Annotated in this window: 12 protein-coding genes and 1 pseudogene; 3 read left to right on the top strand and 10 right to left on the bottom strand. The window is 39.1% G+C overall.

The genetic code is table 11. The features are described from left to right. Positions 1–28: 28 nt before the first annotated feature. The 10 genes and pseudogenes from galB to BACCOPRO_RS17335 all read right to left on the bottom strand — a co-directional run. A complete protein-coding gene (galB, locus tag BACCOPRO_RS00360) occupies positions 29–2,536 on the bottom strand; it encodes a beta-galactosidase GalB (RefSeq protein WP_008139821.1) in 2,508 nt (835 codons plus the stop codon). Between the two features lie 42 nt (positions 2,537–2,578). Continuing rightward, a complete protein-coding gene (locus tag BACCOPRO_RS00355) occupies positions 2,579–2,971 on the bottom strand; it encodes a hypothetical protein (protein ID WP_008139820.1) in 393 nt (130 codons plus the stop codon). Positions 2,972–3,498: 527 nt separating this feature from the next. Further along, positions 3,499–7,269 carry a hypothetical protein gene (locus BACCOPRO_RS00350; RefSeq protein WP_008139818.1) on the bottom strand — a complete coding sequence of 1,257 codons (3,771 nt, stop codon included), beginning with the start codon at positions 7,267–7,269 and terminating at the stop codon, positions 3,499–3,501. 33 nt (positions 7,270–7,302) lie between these two features. Further along, the gene (locus BACCOPRO_RS00345; protein ID WP_008139816.1) at positions 7,303–10,431 is read right to left on the bottom strand and encodes a type I restriction endonuclease subunit R; all 3,129 of its coding nucleotides are present in this window, start codon (positions 10,429–10,431) and stop codon (positions 7,303–7,305) included. Positions 10,432–10,433: 2 nt separating this feature from the next. Further along, complete coding sequence (locus tag BACCOPRO_RS00340; protein WP_008139814.1) at positions 10,434–11,633, bottom strand: FRG domain-containing protein; 1,200 nt, start codon at positions 11,631–11,633, stop codon at positions 10,434–10,436. A gap of 163 nt (positions 11,634–11,796) precedes the next feature. Further along, on the bottom strand, positions 11,797–12,525 hold the full coding sequence (locus BACCOPRO_RS00335; RefSeq protein ID WP_008139810.1) for a hypothetical protein: 729 nt from the start codon (positions 12,523–12,525) through the stop codon (positions 11,797–11,799). Between the two features lie 24 nt (positions 12,526–12,549). Further along, on the bottom strand, positions 12,550–12,954 hold the full coding sequence (locus BACCOPRO_RS00330) for a hypothetical protein (RefSeq protein WP_008139809.1): 405 nt from the start codon (positions 12,952–12,954) through the stop codon (positions 12,550–12,552). Positions 12,955–12,961: 7 nt separating this feature from the next. Next, a complete protein-coding gene (locus tag BACCOPRO_RS17340) occupies positions 12,962–14,176 on the bottom strand; it encodes a restriction endonuclease subunit S (RefSeq protein WP_008139808.1) in 1,215 nt (404 codons plus the stop codon). Between the two features lie 23 nt (positions 14,177–14,199). Continuing rightward, positions 14,200–15,708, bottom strand: coding sequence for a type I restriction-modification system subunit M (locus BACCOPRO_RS00320; protein ID WP_008139807.1), 1,509 nt, complete (start codon positions 15,706–15,708; stop codon positions 14,200–14,202). Between the two features lie 4 nt (positions 15,709–15,712). Further along, a pseudogene (locus BACCOPRO_RS17335) lies at positions 15,713–15,856 on the bottom strand (helix-turn-helix domain-containing protein); the annotation flags it as partial. Between the two features lie 1,348 nt (positions 15,857–17,204). Between BACCOPRO_RS17335 and pyrB the strand changes: the two are divergent. The 3 genes from pyrB to BACCOPRO_RS00305 all read left to right on the top strand — a co-directional run. Then, positions 17,205–18,146, top strand: a complete 942-nt coding sequence (pyrB, locus tag BACCOPRO_RS00315) for an aspartate carbamoyltransferase (RefSeq protein WP_008139804.1) — start codon at positions 17,205–17,207, stop codon at positions 18,144–18,146. Between the two features lie 22 nt (positions 18,147–18,168). After that, positions 18,169–18,627: an aspartate carbamoyltransferase regulatory subunit gene (gene pyrI, locus BACCOPRO_RS00310; protein WP_008139803.1), complete on the top strand. Its 459-nt coding sequence runs from the start codon at positions 18,169–18,171 to the stop codon at positions 18,625–18,627. A 4-nt stretch (positions 18,628–18,631) separates the two neighbouring features. Continuing rightward, positions 18,632–18,853, top strand: a 222-nt coding sequence (locus tag BACCOPRO_RS00305) for a flavin reductase family protein (protein WP_008139802.1), incomplete at its 3' end; no start/stop codon positions are given.

Below are 18,853 nucleotides of genomic sequence, written 5' to 3'. Positions count from 1 at the left end.
GTATTAACTTTGCCAACAACACTGAATACTAACTGGGGACTGAACGGATATCACCGGAAATGCTGAACGGGTATCCGCCGGAATATGCATTCGCTCCCCTGTTGGCTTTTACAATGGCCAGATACAGCCCGTTAAAAGCCGGACGTGTTGTTTCCGGAAAAGGAATCAGACAGGTCGGATCTCCGTTATCGGTTGCCACAATTTTACCCGGCCCGTCCAGCGTTGCTTTAATCAGAGGCTCTGCGGTAGGTACTTCGTTTCCGTCCGCATCCAGTACGGAAACCCGTACAAAGATCAGATCCTCACCGTCAGACTTTAGTATTTTCTTGTCGGGAGTCAGTTTCAGTTTTACCGGAGCACCTGTTGTCTTTACCGACGCTTCTGCCCATACTTTTCCGTCTTTGTAAGCCACAGCCTTCAGTTCACCCGGTTCATACGGAACCTCATTCCAGCGGAAACGGTATTCAAATGCCTGCTTCTGCTTTTTCCCCAATGATTTGCCGTTCAAGAACAGTTCAACCTCGTCACCGGATGAATAGACGAAAACCGGGATATTCTCTCCTTTCTTGTTCTCAAAATTCCAATGCGGCAAAATATGCACCATCGGATAGTCAGGCATCCATCGGGATTGATATAAGTAATAGCGGTCTTTGGGGAATCCGGCGAGATCGACAATGCCAAAATAGCTGCTGCGCGAAGTCGGACGGTTCTCTTCTATCTTCTTCAGTTCCTCTTCCTGCTTTTTCAGTTCTTCTTTACTCAAGGCGGCTGCATGATTCAGCAGTACGGTCTTGTCGCTGTTAAACGGAGTCGGTTCTCCCAGATAGTCGAAGCCTGTCCATACGAATTCACCGCAAATGGCCGGATAGCGGTCGAGAGCCGCAAATTCCTGATCAGGCAATCCGCCCCATCCCGGTTCATTCAGGTCGTACGAAGAAACATGGAATTTGCGCGGAAAGTATTCTCCGCGGGAGCTCATGGTGGAGCTGCTTTCGCTGGAAAATCCAGACAGATGTTCGTGTCCTTCTTTGTTGAGGAATTCTCCGTAGAAATGAGGACCGCCATAAACACCGGCTGCATAGTTCATCCCATGTACGTCAACCTGTAACTCTGTTCCGTTCATGGCAGACTTGCTGGGATAGGAAGCTCCGAAGGTTACCGGACGAGTCTTGTCAAAACGGTGTACCACGTCGGTCAGATAGCGGGCTATGCCCAGTTCAGGAGTGTATTGTTCGGGAACTTCATTGCCGGTACTCCATAAAATGACAGAGGGATGATTTCTGTCCCGGCACACCAGTGCTTCCAGGTCTTTTACGTGCCATTCTTCAAACAGTGAACCGTAATCGCCTGGCTGTTTGCCCTTCTTCCAGCAGTCGAATGCTTCATCCATGACGAGAAATCCCATCTTGTCGGCCAGATCAAGCAGTTCCGGCGCCGGAATGTTGTGGGAAGTGCGCAGTGCGTTGCAGCCGAAACTTTTCAGAATCTTCAACTGCCGTTCCAGGGCAACTTTATTGACAGCTGTTCCCAGTGCTCCCAAATCGTGGTGATTACAGGTTCCCTGTATCTGTACCCGCTTCCCGTTCAGCAAGAAACCATTGTCGTGCGTAAAGCGGATTGTCCGGAATCCGAAAGGTACCTCATAAGTATCGACCTGTTTTTTTCCGTCAAATACGACAACTCTGGCCAGATAACGGTTTGTCTGTTCCAGGCTCCAGCGTCTGGGTTCAGATACCGTTACAGTCACGCTGTCTTCCAGCGTTCCATCGGCGGGCAAATTCAGGGATAAGGATTTGCACTTTGCGACTTCCGCCCCTACCCCGTCTTCTGCATCCAGTTCATATACAGACACCGCATAATGGCCTTTTACCGGATCCGGCAGGTGATTGCGCAGTTTTACTGAAATGACAGCCTTCGCTTCTTTATCCGAAATCTGGGGAGTGGTGACAAAAACGCCCCAGTGATCTACATGTACCTGTGATGTCTTTACCAGACGGACATGTCTGTAAATACCTGCACCGGGATACCAGCGGGAACCCATGTCTTCTGTATTCAGGCGCACGGCTACGACATTCTCGCCGCCATACACGACTGCAGGTGTCAGATCTACCCGGAAAGAGGTATATCCATAAGGATGGCCGCCAACTTTCTTGCCGTTCAGCCATACCTCTGCATGAGCCATGGCACCGTCAAAGTCCAGATAAAGGCGTTTGCCTTCATCCTTCTTTTCCACCTTGAAATGTTTTCGGTACCATCCGATGCCGCGCCAGGGAAGCTTACCGGTGAATCCTTCCAGATCAGGGCGGAAAGGACCTTCTATGGCCCAGTCATACGGTAAATCCAGCTGCTTCCAGTTCCGGTCATCAAACAGGATGCTTTCTGCTGCTACGGGCTCTTCCAGCCTTGTTCCGTCTGCCTGTAATCCATATCTGGAAAACAGCCAGTCAAAGTCAAAATTATAGATTGAACGGCCTGTTGAAGCCCCTGCTTTTACTGCAAAAATCAGTAATAATATGCATAATATTTTCTTTTTCATATTCCAGGTTTATTTACTCGTTGGATGAATTAAATGAAATGTTTAAATCTCAGAACAATTGTATCGGACTAAAACCGGCTCGTATTCTTCCGACTCCGTAATGCCGTAAAGGGTACTGTCGTCGATGAATTCTGCTTTCATCAGCCACAGAGCATTGTTCTGCCTGAAAGCATGGATGGGCCGTATGTCATAAGTATCGAGGTTGACGAGCTGCGCACCCATATCGTTACTGCTGTAGAGCAACATATTTCGTGTGGGCTTGTGGTAGTATACCGAATTGGCTTCCATCAATTCATCCGGTCCTGATCCACGCTTGCCGTAGCGATGAAAAAGGCAAGCGCTATCTCCCGTCAGTTTATATGCTTCAACGAAGAACGTTTCCTTGGAAGCTTCAATTCCTACCAAAAGCATGACGGACAGACTAATGCGATTCATGTTAATTAGATTCAGTTGATTAAGTAAATGTACATACTTTTGGGGGAATACACAAGTCTTACACGGAATATTTTTGTAAAACGTCAAGAAGCTTTTTAAACTCTTGGCTGTTACGATATTTCTAACTAGAAATTGTAATTCGTCAATATTTTCTTTAAATTCTAACTTCTTTTGTCTTTTGTTGCTGGGAAATAAGTATTGTATTCAGTTTTTATTATGAAAAAAGTAATATGCTTAAAGCATTCATAATTAATGCAATATAAGAAAATTATAAGAAATTTACCAACATCACATATACTGATTTACAGTGTGGAATAAAGTCTTTTCATATATAGTCTGTAATAGCTATCGCAAATTTTATACAATTTGTAGTCTCTGTAATGATGTTTGAGGTATATTTAATTGTCTCTAGCATTTTTATTTCTAAAATATCTAAACTCATTTTATTACTTATGTTTTAGGAATATGCATTTCAACTTTACTTTATCTATAGAGCATAAAGTAATCACATTTTGAAATTTTTAATATTAAAACTCCATTTTCTCTATTTTCACTCTTTTATCTTCAGACTCCGCCATATAGCGATAATCATTACTTAAATCATCAAAAATACGACATACAATAGGATGTGTATATCGTACTCTATCAGCGTATTTCTTATATTTTTGTGATTCTCTATGTTCTAATGATCCTCCTTCTAGGGCTGGTCGACTAGTCACGCCTCTTTTATTATAAATTCTAGTCTTAAATCCACTAATAATATCTGCATTATTTTGATTTTCTATAATGTCGCATATAGGCAATGGAGGATAGTCTTCTGTTTCAGGATAATTACCTAACAGTTCTCCTATTACAGTATTTACACCTTCAATTTTATTTTTTGCCTTGCCAAGCTTTTGTAATTGATGAATGTAATTGTTTAACTTATCAACATCTATATGATTATTTTTATCTACAAATGGAACTTGACGAAGTTCTGATAAAATATGATAATATAATGCCCAGGATTTTTGGCGTTTTTCTATTTGCTCCAATTCTTTTTCGCGTATGTTTTCGTTAGATGACAAATATATTTCATCAATTATATTCATCATACTATAAGGATTAGACATTATTTCTTTAACAAATTGAGTTTCATTTATATTACCGTATTGTTCTATTAGTCTATAAAGTATTAATTCAAAATAAATTAAGGTCTGCAAATTAGCATCTTCTTGTTTGTCTAAGAATAATACAATTTGGGCTAAATCATATTGGGTGCTATTTATGATATTTTTATTAGGAGATGATAAATAGCTTATCATTGTTTCTTCTATTAGATTAGTTGGGATGGATATTTTTTTAAGAAAACGAGAAATCACTTCAATCGCATTATCAAATCGCTTGTGTTCATTTAGTTTTTCAATTAGGAATATTGCATCTTCATTATGAATGAGTCCAATTACTATTTTTGTCCAATATTCATCTTGAAAATTCATAGAAAATGTTTTAATAAAGTTCCATATTTCACGGCAGTTACAGGATGCTACAGTTAATGGAATAGTAAGTATTGATTCATACTTGGTTATATCTAAAGATTCTATAATTGATATAACATTTTTTACTCCATTATGAAATGTATAATAGCTAAAGAAACCTTTTGAAAAGTCTATAATGGGACTTCCTTGCTCTGTTAATAATAGATTCAATACTTTTTTATATGTTTCATCATTCGCTGTGTAAGCGTATGATTCACCTACTTCATAGGGACATCCAACGGTTTGGGCAAAACTATAAATACCATTAAATCCATAAGCCTTTTCAATTTCCATTAAAGCTTTATTTTTGTATTTATAAGTTTGTTCCAGAAAATCTTCCCATTTTAATTCTTTCCTATCGATCTCAGGAATTTCTATATGATACTCTTTAAATATCCATCGATATTTTTCCAATAAGTTATCAGGTTCTAATTCTATTAATAATACCTCCCAATTATGAATTTCTTCTTTAGGTAAAGCCCATTCTTGTTCGGAATAAGTTTTGTGTCTATATACTATATCTCTAATAGAGTTTGTAATCTCATAATTTCCTTTAAATGCAGATTTATTTTTGCATACATGATTGAATAATTGTGCTCTGCATTCTTTATCTAATGACTTTAGATGGGCTAACTCAATGATTTTACATATATGTTCTTCTGAATTATTACAAGCTGAAACTATAAGTTTGCATACACATTTTATTGAATCATATAATTCTCCGTATGTGATATTAGCTTTTGTATAATTACAGCAACGCCATCTCATAGGATGGGTACAAACTACGGTTGAATTTTCTCTGGTATTTAGAAGTTTATAATATAAATTAAAAGATTGATTTGGGTATTTTCTTGATAATGTTTGTAATATTAGTAATCTTTGTTGGGTATTTGCATAAGTTTGCGGACACCACAATGCATACGCTTCATATAATGCTTCTATAGGCTTGTTTTCTATATTGGTCTCATTCTTTATTTTACATAACTCTGCTAGTATACAGCTAACTGGCAATAGCCATTCTTCACTCCATGATAACATTTGCAGAGAAAATAATACCTCAATATAGTTTTCATGTGGACCCCAAAAATCAACAAGCCCTTTTGGTGTGAACAATTGTTTTATGATAGAATTTTCTTTAAGAAGGTCTTTTTGAATAAACTCAATATAACTTTTAGGAGAAGCTTCTGCAACTGCCCCTAATATGTTCTTATTAGAGAACCACCATTCAATAGAGGAGTTACTCAATAGGTTATCAATAATAGAGTCAATCCATAGTGATGGTAAAGTAGAGAGATTCAAACATTCTTTCTTTTCTGATAAGGATATCATTATAGCGGTTTGAAATACTCCCTCTTTAATCCAGCTAGAATATCTTTGTTTAGATTTCCATATACGTAGTTTTGTAGCTTTCATTTTCTCTATTGCATCAGGATCATTGTCTGATGTGATTCGATTTATAGCTTCTTTATAGTTCTCAAAATCGTTAGGTGTAATGTATCTTGCAGCATAACCAAATGCTTCATAAGGTGAATATATTCTCCATTTCCCGTCAATATTAATTATCGGTGAATCATCTTGATGTGCCCATCTTTGTAATTTCTTTATATAAGAATCATATTTTTCATTGGCTATTAGTGAAATGATTTCTTTGTCACCTTCGATATTGTCTTTCCATCTGGCTACAAGAATAGCAGGAATTAAATCTTTGATATTTTCAGGCTTAGCCCACTCCGGACACGTAAAATCTAATTTCAGACTTCTTCTTAATATTGTTATGTTTCGTACCGTTTCTTGCGACAGTTGTTCTGCCCGTTTTTTATTTATTCCACTTTCTACAAGAGAATCTATAAATTTGTCTCTGTCCAATAACGGTAACTTTAGTAATTCTGTATCTGATGCGTTATTGAATACTTCTGCCGCACTGGCCGCATATATTACATGATGCCCATATTCAGTCGCGTAGGTATAGCTTTTATGCTTTACCTTTACAATGAATATAATATCTCTGTATTCAGCAATAAGTTGTTCTAAAGTATTTTCATCTTCAACGATGATACACTTGGGTAAAAGATTGCATTTATCAGGACTTTCAAGAATACATGCTGCTGCAAAAGCTAAAGACTCGCTTTGTGCCATTGATTGAATCAGGGTAACAGATGGGGTAGAAATACGATTGTATATAGTTTGTTGTTCTTTCTCTCTACCGCCTAACAAGATACTAGGTTTTAATTTGAAATTATATCCTGAGGCCCATTTATTCCAATACGATTCAATATCATAAGCCTTTTTAATACTCCTTCCAGATATGATTTCCGCCAGCCATAATGCAACCGCAGGGCACATTGAAAGCCAATCTTCTAATTCTACAGCAGTAATTACAACTATATCTTTCCATTCTTTTGATTGCTTCTTGTCTTGTACCCATTCAGTGGCTTTATCCCATATTCGTGGTGTTACGAATACAAATGTGGCAGATGCTTTGTCATATTTTAATGGATCCTTTGTTCGTTTATTATAATCTTCATTCGCTTTTTGAAGGGGATTTGCGTTAACCCCACATTCCCAAAGTGAAATTCCGGGAGAAATATTAAAGATTGCATCAGTCGATTCTACTATGCCATCCCAACCTGTTAAGTGAACTGCGTCTCCATTGGGAAATCTAATATTACTTCTGTTGGTTGAGGTTGCTCTTATCAATCGTAATATTAATTCTGGTAACAATCCTTGTGCAGACCTTGTATCTGCCCATTGTTTGATAGTTGTAGATGTAATCCATTTCATATTTAGTCGTCTTTTATTGTGTTTGCTAAAATCTTACTTTTTATTATATATTACTTTTTCTTCCGCAGCCATAGGATAATCACTCTCATTAAATTGATATACTTTCGGCTCATTTGCAGGCATTTCATTGTCTGTCCATTGCTCGCATTGACGAATTACGGTTTCGAGCGCATTTGCTGCTTCTTCAGGTGGATAATGATACTTCTTCAGCAGACGCTTGATCATTTTGCGCATGCCGGCACGGGCTGATTCCTTTTTCTGCCAGTCAATGGTACGATTCTTCCTGAGAATTTCAGTCAGTTCCTTGGTCATGGCCACCAGTTCCTCATTGGTATATACATCATGTACGGCCTGTGGTTGAGTCAGAGCATCGTAGAAAGACTTTTCTTCACGTGTCAGACCGAGGTTATTTCCGGCAGCTTCAGAGGATGAAATTTCTTTTGCCAATTTCAAAAGTTCCTGTATTACTTCTTCATTCGTAAGCAGCCCTTTCAGGTAGTTCGATAAGGAACGATTCAGCAGTTCAGAGAACTTTTCAGCCTGAACGATGTTGGTTTTCTGATACAAGGTCACTCGTTCTGCCAATAACCTTTTCAGCAGTTCAACGGCTATGTTCTTTTCCTTCATTTTGGATATGTCGTCAAGAAACGCCGCATCAAACAGAGAAAATTCAGCCTTTACATCAGAGAAAAGATTAATCACTCCTTCACTCTTAATGCTATGTTTGAGCAACTCTCCAATTCGTGCGTTAATTTCGCGCTTGGATACCTTTCCTTTTCCCGTCATTCGTGAGAGTAGAGTACGGACTGCTTCAAAGAATGCCGCTCCATATCGCTGTGATTCGTCTAACAAGCTTCGGCACAGGGTAAGAGAGTTATGCAGAAGCAGTGCTTCTTTCAGGAACATCTGGTGCTGTTCCTGCTTGGCTGGTGACATGATGAAGTTTACTCCGCCTTTTATGATTTGAGCACATTCCAGGTCGGATGCTGTTCGGAAATTGCTGTAATCGTAACCGTGGAATAAATCGCGGCAAACTTCTAATTTTTCTCTGAATTTAAGTAAGGCCGTTTCTTTAATATCTGGATTCCCAAAGTTCTTGCGGTCTCGACGGGTATAATCGTGCATAGCCTCTTTCAAAGCTTTAGCTATGCCGATGTAGTCTACCACCAGTCCGCCCGCTTTCCCGTTGAACACCCTGTTTACACGGGCAATGGCCTGCATTAGATTATGTCCGCTCATGGGCTTGAACACGTACATTGTAGCCAATGATGGCACGTCAAAACCGGTTAGCCACATATCCACTACAATGGCAATTTTCATCGGGTCCTCATTGTCTTTGAAACGCTTGGCGAGTTCCTTTTTATACAGTTTGTTGCCGATAATATCATGCCACTTTTCAGGGTCCTTGTTGCTGCCGGTCATTACCACCTTCACCTTTTCCGTCCAGCTAGGACGCAGTTCAAGCAGTTTGTGGTAAATGCTCATTGCGATAGGGCGTGAATAGGCCACAATCATGGCTTTACCCGTCAGTTCATATTGTCTGTTTTCTTCGTAATGCTTCAGAATGTCCCTGCACAGCGAATCGATTGTTTCCGGAGCACCCAAAATCTCTTCCAGGTGCGACATCTCCTTTTTGCTCTTCTCAATCTGTTCTTCCGTAGCACCATCCTCGGCAAGCAAATCATATTCCGCGTCAATGGCTCTCAATGTGGCTTCGTCCAGGTTCAGATTGATTACGCGCGATTCATAATATACCGGACAAGTGGCACCATCAGCCACCGCCTGAGTCATGTCGTACACATCGATATAGTTACCGAAAACCTCAACCGTATCCCTGTCTTTTGTAGATATGGGCGTACCTGTAAAACCAATGTACGATGCATTCGGCAGGCAGTCATGAATAATCCTTGCAGTACCTATGACACGCTTGGCAATGTCTTCCCCTTTCCCATTCTTGGTCATGCGGATTTTCTCTTCAAATCCGTATTGTCCGCGATGGGCTTCGTCGGTCATCACCACAATGTTTTTCCTGAGCGACAAAGGCTCGGCCGATTCTTCAAATTTCTGCATGGTAGTGAATACAATTCCGTTTGCTTCACGCCCGGCTAGCAGAGCCTTCAGGTCTTCGCGGCTTTTAGCCTGTACGGGTACCTGACGTAAGAAATCCTTACACTTGGCAAACTGAGTATAGAGCTGGTCGTCCAAATCGTTACGGTCTGTAATTACCACGATGGTAGGCTGGGAAAGTTCACTTTGTAGCAGGTGAGCATAGAATACCATGGAAAGCGATTTTCCGCTGCCTTGCGTATGCCAGAACACTCCAATCTTACCATCATTCTGTACGGCGATTTTCGTACGCTCAATGGCTTTCTTTACTGCAAAATACTGATGATATCCAGCAAGAATTTTTGCGGCTCCTGCTTCGTCTTTCGAGAAGCAGACAAAGTTCTTGATAATATCTAAAAGGCGCTCTTTCTGGAAGATGCCTTCGAAAAAAGTATCATAATCTGCAAAGTCCGTACTTTCATAGTTACCATCTTTGGTCTTCCACTCCATGTAGCGGTCTTCCTTGCTTGTCAGAGTTCCGGCCTTTGAGCATGCCATGTCACTCATTACACAGAACACATTATAGATGAAGAGTGATGGAATTTCTTTCATGTAATTGCGTAGCTGTAAATAGGCTTCCGATGCATCCGTTTCTTTGCGTGAAGGAGACTTCAGTTCCATAACCACAAGGGGAAGTCCATTTATGAAGATGATGATGTCTGCCCGCTTTTCGGAGTACTCCACAAAAGTCCATTGGTTCACTACCTGAAAGTCGTTGCGCTCAGTGTGTGCGAAGTCTATCAGATAGATAATATCATTCCGTTGTTCTTTACCATCAAAATAGGAAACTTCTATGCCATGTTGCAGATAGTCCATAAACAGCTCGTTTTTCTGTGTCAGACTTCCAGTGTCAATATCTTTCAGTTTGGCTACAGCTTCATTTATTGCTGTTTGTGGCTTTCCTCTGTTCACATTACTCAGGCTTTCCATAAGCTGTTCTTCATAGAACGGTACATAGTAATCACGTTCTATGTCAGGACCATAAAGATGTGTATAACCCATCTGTTCGAAGAGGGCTGTCACTGCTTTTTCGTATTTATCTTCAGTGAACGACATGGCTATTTACTTATTGATATTAACTTATTAGCTATTTGCTCTGCTAGAGTTTTTGATTTATTTTTATCGAAGTCTTTTATGACGTGCTTCAAATTTTTTATTAATTCATTATAGGTGTTTTCTTTGTAATTCCAATCTGGGTATTGTTGAATATCTAAAATTATTTTAAGCAATTCAGGTCTATAAAGTTTTGGTATAGAGAATTTTAGAAATATTTTAGTAACTTCGTTTTCATCTATTTTCTTGGTGCTATTATCAGAAACAGGATGTGAAACATTTGTTTCTGATTCATATTTTACGAATGAAGGACTCTCTGTTGTTACCCATCTTGCCCCAACTTTTTTGATATGGGACATCTGATGCTCTAATTCAGGGAACAGTGTACTTTCGTTAATATTAAAAAAATCCAACTCATCCAAGAGCTTTTCTTTGGAATCCTGAGGAATGATTATATGTTTTTTGTCCACTTCCTGGTTTAGATTTTTCACACTTTTAGATACTTTGCTGTTCCACAAATCATGTTCATTTGTCATAACATTGATTGCTCCTGAAATTAGGAAGGCTCCGCTTTGCCGTATCAATCTTGAGTTGCTGTAGCTTGGCATTACAAAAATAGTATCTTGGATTAGCTTTATAAAAGATTCAGGATCAATATCTTTATTTACACCTAGTCTTGTTCTTAAATCTTTTAATGTAAAATTACCATCAAAGCCTATTTTAGTAATTTCTGATAGAATTTGGGCTTTATACGATTTTTCATGTTCTTCATAACCTGTACAGATATAAACTATACCATCAGGATACACATCATTGCCTTCTTTATCATTAACTTTTGAGGTGGGTAAACATGCGAAATATAAAGCGACTAAAGGATTCATCGTAATATCCAGCAGTCGTGTAGGCAAACCATAATGTTGCAATTTGGTCAGTTCTTCAAACGCGGATGAACATTCCCGAAATTCTTGTGGAACTCGAGCAGTTGCAGTTTGTATAATCTTATGTTCTACAGATATTAAACCGTCTCTAAAAATGCTTGGCCTTATATCCCATGATTTATTACTTTGCCCACGAAAGAATAGTGTTTCAGATTTGCCATCTTCAATAATATTATTTCTGATTGAAGTGATAGCATCTGTATATTCAGACAAAGAAGAAATGGAAATACAGTCATCGTTCAATATGTTGTCATCTTTGGTTTTCATATTCGATTATACAGAAATAACTCTTAGTTTTGATTTAATGTTTGCTTATTATTGAGCGTTTTCAAAATAACGGTCAATATTATTTTTTACATTTTGTAAATCCTCAGCAAAAACAGATGTACTGATCTTTGAGAAAATATATTTTTTTATTATATCTACATACTTAGAGACTGGATACATTGCCATTACTGAAGTCTATATTTAGCGTTATAAACCCGGCACTTGTTGTAGATATTAGAAAACCGCTACAATAAAATTGATTGTTTTCACTTATAAATAAATCCAAATTCCAGTTCTTATTTGCATCTTTAGATTTTATGCAAGCATACATCGCTACAACACCCACAGGAGATGCCAAGTCAACATATTCTTTTATATAAGCTTCTAGATCAAAATTTATGAGATGATTATTAGTTCCAGAAACAGAACCGAATGCCATGTCTATAATTCTATCAGTTTTTTCTTCAACACGATTAACGGCAGCAATAATCTTACTAATATTTTCTTGCAAACTTTCTGCAGATTCCGAATACGACAATGTAGCCTCTTCTACGCTTTTTGCAGCATTATTCAGGATTTCTACTTGTCCTGTGGACTGGCTATTACTATAAAAGGAGTATAAAATTGTAACTACAGCTAATATAATGGATATCAATGCAGAAGCTAACGAAATAAAATCTAAAACATTCCTATTCCCATAAAAAGCGTTTGAGAATACTATAATGCCAATCAAAGTCAAAATACTTGCATAGTATATGTAAGACCCCCAACTTCTTAATTGCTTTTGATATACTCGATATGCGGAAACACCGATAGTTGCAATAATGATAATTGTACAACAGATTATAATTGTCTGCAATATGTCTGGAGTTAAAAGTTTTTCAGTTATCATATTTCTATATTTTATATTTAATTATCAATATTTTTTATTCCATTTAGGAAGTTTGGAATGTTTTGAATAATAATCTTGAATTAAGGCAGCTTCATAATATGCTGGAAGAAAAAGTTTCTCGTCTATAATAAACCACTCTATATATAAAGCTTTTAGCTGTTTATCTTCGTTCATCTTCTTGATGAAGAATTTTTCTCTACGCATATTTTCCTGTTTATTCTTTAGACGTTCCTTTAATGGCTGTTTATCGAAACTTCCATTTGTATGAACTGTACCTCCTTTTCCAATATAAAGTAATTCACCTTCAATGGAGTTTGCATATATTCTATAAACCCCATATCCATTAGGTATTGCTTTTGTTTTTTCTGATAAAGAGTCTTCTATTTCAAAAGTGAAATATCCTTGTCTTATGAATTTAAGTTCGTCCATTATAGTTTTAACTGTTAAAATCGTTTATCTTTAGTTCACCTGACATGAGTTTGGGAAGAAGGATGTCGCGAAGCTGAGCAAGACGTGCATTTTCACGACAGTTTTTTAGAATTCGTTTTATCATAGGAAGCACTATATTACCGAATTCTTTAATTTTATTATTCTCATAAGAGAAAATAGGTAAAGATTCTACGTCTTTTGTATTTATTCCTGGTATAGCAGCTTTACCTCCAATTGAGTTTAGTTGATTCATTATGAAAGGTGTTTGCATATAAAAATATGCAAAAATATTATACTCTTTATTCAATAGATTCAATTTAAAAACATGTTCGTTTATGAACATTTCATCAAAAGGAAAGCCATCACCAAAGATGGTATAATTAGGAATAAAATAACCCGGTTTACCTCCATCCTTATATATTAGAAGTTCATATCCGTTAATCTTTCCGCGATTTGTGGTTAGCGCAAATTCTTTTGGAATATATTTTGTTTTAGAATAATCATAAATTCCAAGCCCTTTTATATTCTCTGCTCCAATACTTGGAACTCCTTTGTCTGTTGCACCTCCTTTCGGACGTCTTCCACATTCTATAGTGTGAGGAATATCTCCAATATATCTAATATTGAGCTCTTTCGGTATCATCCCAAGTTCTGAATCTACAAACTTTCCATTCTTGAATGGCTCAAAATCTACAAACCAAGACTTGAATAATGCTTGTGCCTGCTGCTCTAAATTTTCATTTATGCGGCGGTTTAGTTCGATTTTTCCGTCAAATAGATGTAAAAATTCTGCAATCTTGTATTGCTCTTTTAAAGATGGAAGTTTTATTTCTATTTTCAGAAGATTTGCTTGGTTAAGTTTTGGTTGTGCTGAGCCGGTTATATAACCGGATAAATCCATCCTATTTAGCAAATAGCACACATATCGAATGTCACATAGACCATTGCTTTCAACTATATGAGCATGGTTATTTACCCAATACTTTCCTGTTGCAATTTGTGCTACATGTTGTTTTTGAGATTTAAGGTTTTCCCCGTCTTCAGCGATAAGCAAATACTCTCCATCGAAAATATAATCATCTATGTAGTCTATAATGCCTTGTGCTCCATAATATGGATATATTCCTTTTTTATTTTGTCGTTGTGTAGAAGAAAGAGGAATTCGTTTATAGTCAAGTACGTTGACTATATCACCTAATTTATATGTTTTAATATTTCCCATAATAAAAAATTATAGTGCTAAAATTAAATCTTAAACCCAATACTCCCCAACTGCTTTCTGATCTCTTCCTCCAACAGGTGCGATTTTTCAAACATATCAGACAATTCCGAAGTGAGTCGCTCCATTTTTTCCTGGAACGGTTCGCCGTCGTCTTCTGCTTCGGCTATGCCCACATAACGTCCCGGAGTAAGTATATAGTCCTGCTTGGCTACTTCATCAAGGGTGGCAACGGCGCAATATCCTTTCTCGTTTTCCAATGTTCCCGCCTGAAAATCATTGTAAGTTTTAGCGATACGCTGGATATCTTTCTTCTCATCCAGTTCGCGTAGCTTGCGGGTTACCATTGTTCCCATCTGGCGGGCATCGATGAACAGAATTTTTCCAATCTGTTTCTTGCTGCGGTTCAGAAACCAGAGCGATACAGGAATACCGGTGGTGTAGAAGAGCTGCGACGGCATCGTCACAATACATTCTACCAAGTCTGCCTTAATGATATTTTCACGAATTGTACCTTCACCGCCACTTTGCGAAGAAAGGGCACCATTGGCCAGCACCATGCCGATGCGTCCGTGTGGGGAAAGATGATGAATCATGTGTTGAATCCATGCAAAGTTGGCATTGCCCGAAGGAGGAATACCGTATTTCCAGCGCACATCATCCTGCAACTTATCGGCTCCCCAGTCGCTCAAATTGAAAGGCGGATTGGCCAAGATGTAATCGGCTTTAAGTGTGGGATGCTGATCATCGAAGAAGGTGTCGGCTGCAAACTTACCTAAATCGGCTTCTATACCGCGAATGGCTAAGTTCATTTGTGCCATTTTCCATGTGGTAGGGTTGCTGTCTTGTCCGAAAACAGAGATGTTGTTTATGTTTCCCTGGTGTTCATTGATAAACTTGGCAGACTGTACGAACATACCGCCGGAACCGCAGCAGGGGTCGTATACGCGTCCGCTGTAGGGCTGCAAAACTTCTACCAGCGTGCGGACAATACAGGCAGGGGTGTAGAACTCTCCAGCCAGTTTGCCTTCAGCTTCGGCAAACTTGGAAAGACAGTATTCGTAGGTACGGCCCAAAATGTCTTTTGAGTCACCGTGTTCCTTCATCTGAATGTTGGTGAAAAGGTCTACCACATCGCCCAGTCGTCTTTTATCCAGCTCGGGGCGGGCAAAGTTTTTGGGCAGAATGCCTTTCAGGCGTGGATTTTCTTTTTCAATCAGGCGCATGGCATTGTCTATGGCTGTACCTATTTCGGGGGTATGTGCGGCTTTTGTCACTACAGTCCAGCGTGCTTCCTGTGGTACAAAGAAAATATTCTCAGAAGTGTATTCATCTTTGTCTTCTTCGAAACCGTCGCCTTCTTCCAGCAGTTCGTGGTATTTCACTTCAAAGCGGTCGGAAATGTATTTCAGGAAAATCAGTCCCAATACCACAGACTTGTATTCCGATGCGTCAAGGTTTCCCCTTAACAGGTCTGCTGCTTTCCAAATTTCTTTCTCAAAGCCTATGTCGGCTGTATTGCTTTTTTTTGCCATATTTTTATCTATTGTTTATCAAATCTTTTACTTCAACATTTAATATGTTTGCAATTTCAAATAAGACCTCCACACTTGGCTGTTTTCTGTTGCTAACATAAGAATTCACAATACGAAAGCTTTTGCTAAGTTTTTCTACAAGCCAAGTCTATTTATGGGTTTATCTATTACTTAATCCTTTGTTATTTTACAAAGATAAAAAATGCAATGTAATAAAAAGGTAAAAAGGGGAGGAAAATTCTTTTCTTAATAAAATTTGCGTACACCTTCAACTTCTTCAATAGCAACCCATAATAACATTGCCTGAACCTTTTGTGGATAAGTCTCAAACCAAAGGTTAAGTAAAGGTTAAGGATTCTTTTTTAGAATTAGCAACAATTATCAACGATAGTTGAGTAACAAAAAGTACCCGTAAAGAATACCGCATTAATAGACTGTGATTTATTGACTATCTTATAATTAGATATTTACTTGTTTGATCTGCATACAGAAAATAAGAACTCTGTACACTCTTTCGTTTTGTAAACAAATCCGCGAAAACCAATCATCTTTATGCAGGGCATGAAAGGTAATTTTAAACTGTGATTTTTTATCGCGTTTTTAAGGAAAATCCGTTTCATAAGGCTTCTGTCTTAAGAGAGATACATGGGAAAAGTCCCTTCGGGAGTCCGTTGGATTGGGTCCACTTTGGGGCTATTTTTAGGGCCATGGGTCCACATGAACCTATATGGACCCTCTATCGTGAGAAAAACTCTTTTTTTGAATGGAATAATGCCCTCTTTTACGTAATATCCATTGATAGATAGCTGATTATAAAAACAGGATCCTGCTCATCGGATGTTTCCGTTCTCTTGAAGTATTTTTCTTATTTAAAGTGAAATTCGCATTCTTTTGACTGCTTTGAAGAAGCTGTTTGAATGAATGTCACTAAAAGAGTCGAGATAAGCCTGACAGGAAACAGGAAGATGGTCATCCGGAGGAATCAAAAGGAAACCGGATTGCATAATTACTTATATGATGTAAATTATAATTGAAATTTCGACAGAAATGCCGCATTATGAGGAGGAGCTGCACACCTCGGACGGCAGCATATCCTCCTTATTAAAAAAAGAAGGCCTGAATACAGCTCATAAAAACGCTTCGACAAATGAAGGAAAAGATTTCGGCGTGTGAAGGAAAATGTCTCGGCGTTTTTATAAAAGAACGGCGCTTTTCTGCCGGTCCGGAAGTCTTTTCCTCACCCTGAAAAAAGGCGCCTGGAAACGGAGTCTCTCACGGTAAAGGGTCCATATAGGTCCATGTGGACCCATGGACCCTAAAAACTGCGCTGGAAGGTGCTGTGGGGCATATTCTTAGCTAAAATTTATAGCAACAACTTTTTTACGCGGCCAAAGAAAAATCAGTGAAAAAAATCTGAAAAGGGAGGATTTTTCCTTTTTTTTGTTTACCTTTGGGCTTCGGTATTATAAAAAGTAATCATCAAACCATAATTAAGTATGGAAAATAGAAGTTTAGTTACTATTGCCGAGCATTCTAAGGAGAAAATCCTCTATCTTCTGGAAATGGCAAGAGAGTTTGAAAAGAAACCTAATCGCCGTCTTTTGGCTGAGAAAGTAGTTGCAACCCTTTTCTTCGAGCCTTCCACCCGCACACGACTGAGTTTTGAAACAGCGGCCAACCGCCTGGGAGCAAGAGTTATCGGTTTTACCGATCCCAAAGTGACCAGCTCTTCGAAGGGAGAAACCCTGAAAGATACCATCATGATGGTCAGCAATTATGCCGATATCATTGTGATGCGTCATTATCTGGAAGGAGCAGCACGCTATGCCAGTGAAGTGGCACCGGTGCCCATTGTCAATGCCGGAGACGGAGCCAACCAGCATCCTTCACAGACCATGCTCGACCTATATTCCATCTATAAGACGCAGGGTACACTGGAAAACCTGAATATCTATCTGGTGGGCGACCTGAAGTATGGACGTACCGTACATTCGCTGCTGATGGCCATGCGTCATTTTAATCCGACTTTCCACTTCATCGCTCCCGATGAACTGAAAATGCCGGAGGAATACAAACTGTACTGCAAACAGCATCAGATCAAGTATGTGGAACATACCGACTTTACGGAAGAAACGATTGCAGATGCCGACATTCTGTATATGACCCGCGTACAGCGCGAACGTTTTACGGATCTGATGGAGTATGAACGCGTGAAGGATGTTTACATCCTGCGCAACAAGATGCTGGAACATACACGCCCGAACCTGCGTATCCTGCATCCGCTGCCCCGCGTAAATGAAATTGCCTATGATGTGGACAACAACGAAAAGGCATATTATTTCCAGCAGGCACAAAACGGACTGTATGCACGTCAGGCAATCCTGTGTGACGTACTGGGCATTACCCTGGATGAAGTAAAGGCAGACACAGTAAAATAATTATTAAAACATTCCAAAAACTATGAGTGATAAGAAAGAATTACAGGTTGCCGCTCTGGAAAACGGAACCGTCATCGATCATATACCTTCTGACAAACTGTTTACGGTGGTTTCTTTGCTTGACCTGCCGCATATGGATACGAACATTACCATCGGCAATAACTTTGAAAGCAAGAAGCTGGGCAAAAAGGGAATCATCAAGATTGCCGACCGTTTCTTCAGTGATGAGGAAGTAAGCCGCCTGTCAGTCGTTGCTCCGAACGTGAAGCTGAACATCATCCGCAATTACGAGGTGGTGGAAAAGAAGCAGGTTGTCATGCCCGATGAACTGAAAGGTATCGTGAAGTGCAACAATCCGAAATGTATCACCAACAACGAACCGATGCAGACCTGGTTCCACGTGACTGACAAAGAAAAAGGATTGCTGAAATGCCACTATTGCGAGAAAGAACAGCAGAAGGACAATATCAAACTGATTTGACGATATGAAGCAGGACTGGAAACCCGGAACCATGATTTATCCGCTTCCGGCTGTATTGGTCAGCTGCGGAAGTTCAGTCGAAGAATATAACATCCTTACCATTGCGTGGGTTGGAACCATTTGTTCCAACCCGCCGATGTGTTACATTTCGGTACGGCCTGAACGTCACTCCTATCCTATTCTGAAAAAGAATATGGAATTTGTCATCAACCTGACCACGCAGGAT

The organism is Phocaeicola coprophilus DSM 18228 = JCM 13818 (genome assembly GCF_000157915.1).
Lineage (GTDB): Bacteria > Bacteroidota > Bacteroidia > Bacteroidales > Bacteroidaceae > Phocaeicola > Phocaeicola coprophilus.
Note: the sequence above shows the minus strand (reverse complement) of the source record. Positions and strands in the feature narration are given on the sequence as shown.

What these genes read in the sequence shown, in the direction of transcription:
- BACCOPRO_RS00345 (WP_008139816.1), bottom strand. Translation starts at nt 10,431, where the DNA reads ATGTCGTTCACTGAAGATAAATACGAAAAAGCAGTGACAGCCCTCTTC.
- BACCOPRO_RS00340 (WP_008139814.1), bottom strand. Translation starts at nt 11,633, where the DNA reads ATGAAAACCAAAGATGACAACATATTGAACGATGACTGTATTTCCATT.
- BACCOPRO_RS00350 (WP_008139818.1), bottom strand. Translation starts at nt 7,269, where the DNA reads ATGAAATGGATTACATCTACAACTATCAAACAATGGGCAGATACAAGG.
- BACCOPRO_RS00355 (WP_008139820.1), bottom strand. Translation starts at nt 2,971, where the DNA reads ATGAATCGCATTAGTCTGTCCGTCATGCTTTTGGTAGGAATTGAAGCT.
- BACCOPRO_RS00335 (WP_008139810.1), bottom strand. Translation starts at nt 12,525, where the DNA reads ATGATAACTGAAAAACTTTTAACTCCAGACATATTGCAGACAATTATA.
- BACCOPRO_RS00320 (WP_008139807.1), bottom strand. Translation starts at nt 15,708, where the DNA reads ATGGCAAAAAAAAGCAATACAGCCGACATAGGCTTTGAGAAAGAAATT.
- BACCOPRO_RS17340 (WP_008139808.1), bottom strand. Translation starts at nt 14,176, where the DNA reads ATGGGAAATATTAAAACATATAAATTAGGTGATATAGTCAACGTACTT.
- BACCOPRO_RS00330 (WP_008139809.1), bottom strand. Translation starts at nt 12,954, where the DNA reads ATGGACGAACTTAAATTCATAAGACAAGGATATTTCACTTTTGAAATA.
- galB (WP_008139821.1), bottom strand. Translation starts at nt 2,536, where the DNA reads ATGAAAAAGAAAATATTATGCATATTATTACTGATTTTTGCAGTAAAA.
- pyrB (WP_008139804.1), top strand. Translation starts at nt 17,205, where the DNA reads ATGGAAAATAGAAGTTTAGTTACTATTGCCGAGCATTCTAAGGAGAAA.
- pyrI (WP_008139803.1), top strand. Translation starts at nt 18,169, where the DNA reads ATGAGTGATAAGAAAGAATTACAGGTTGCCGCTCTGGAAAACGGAACC.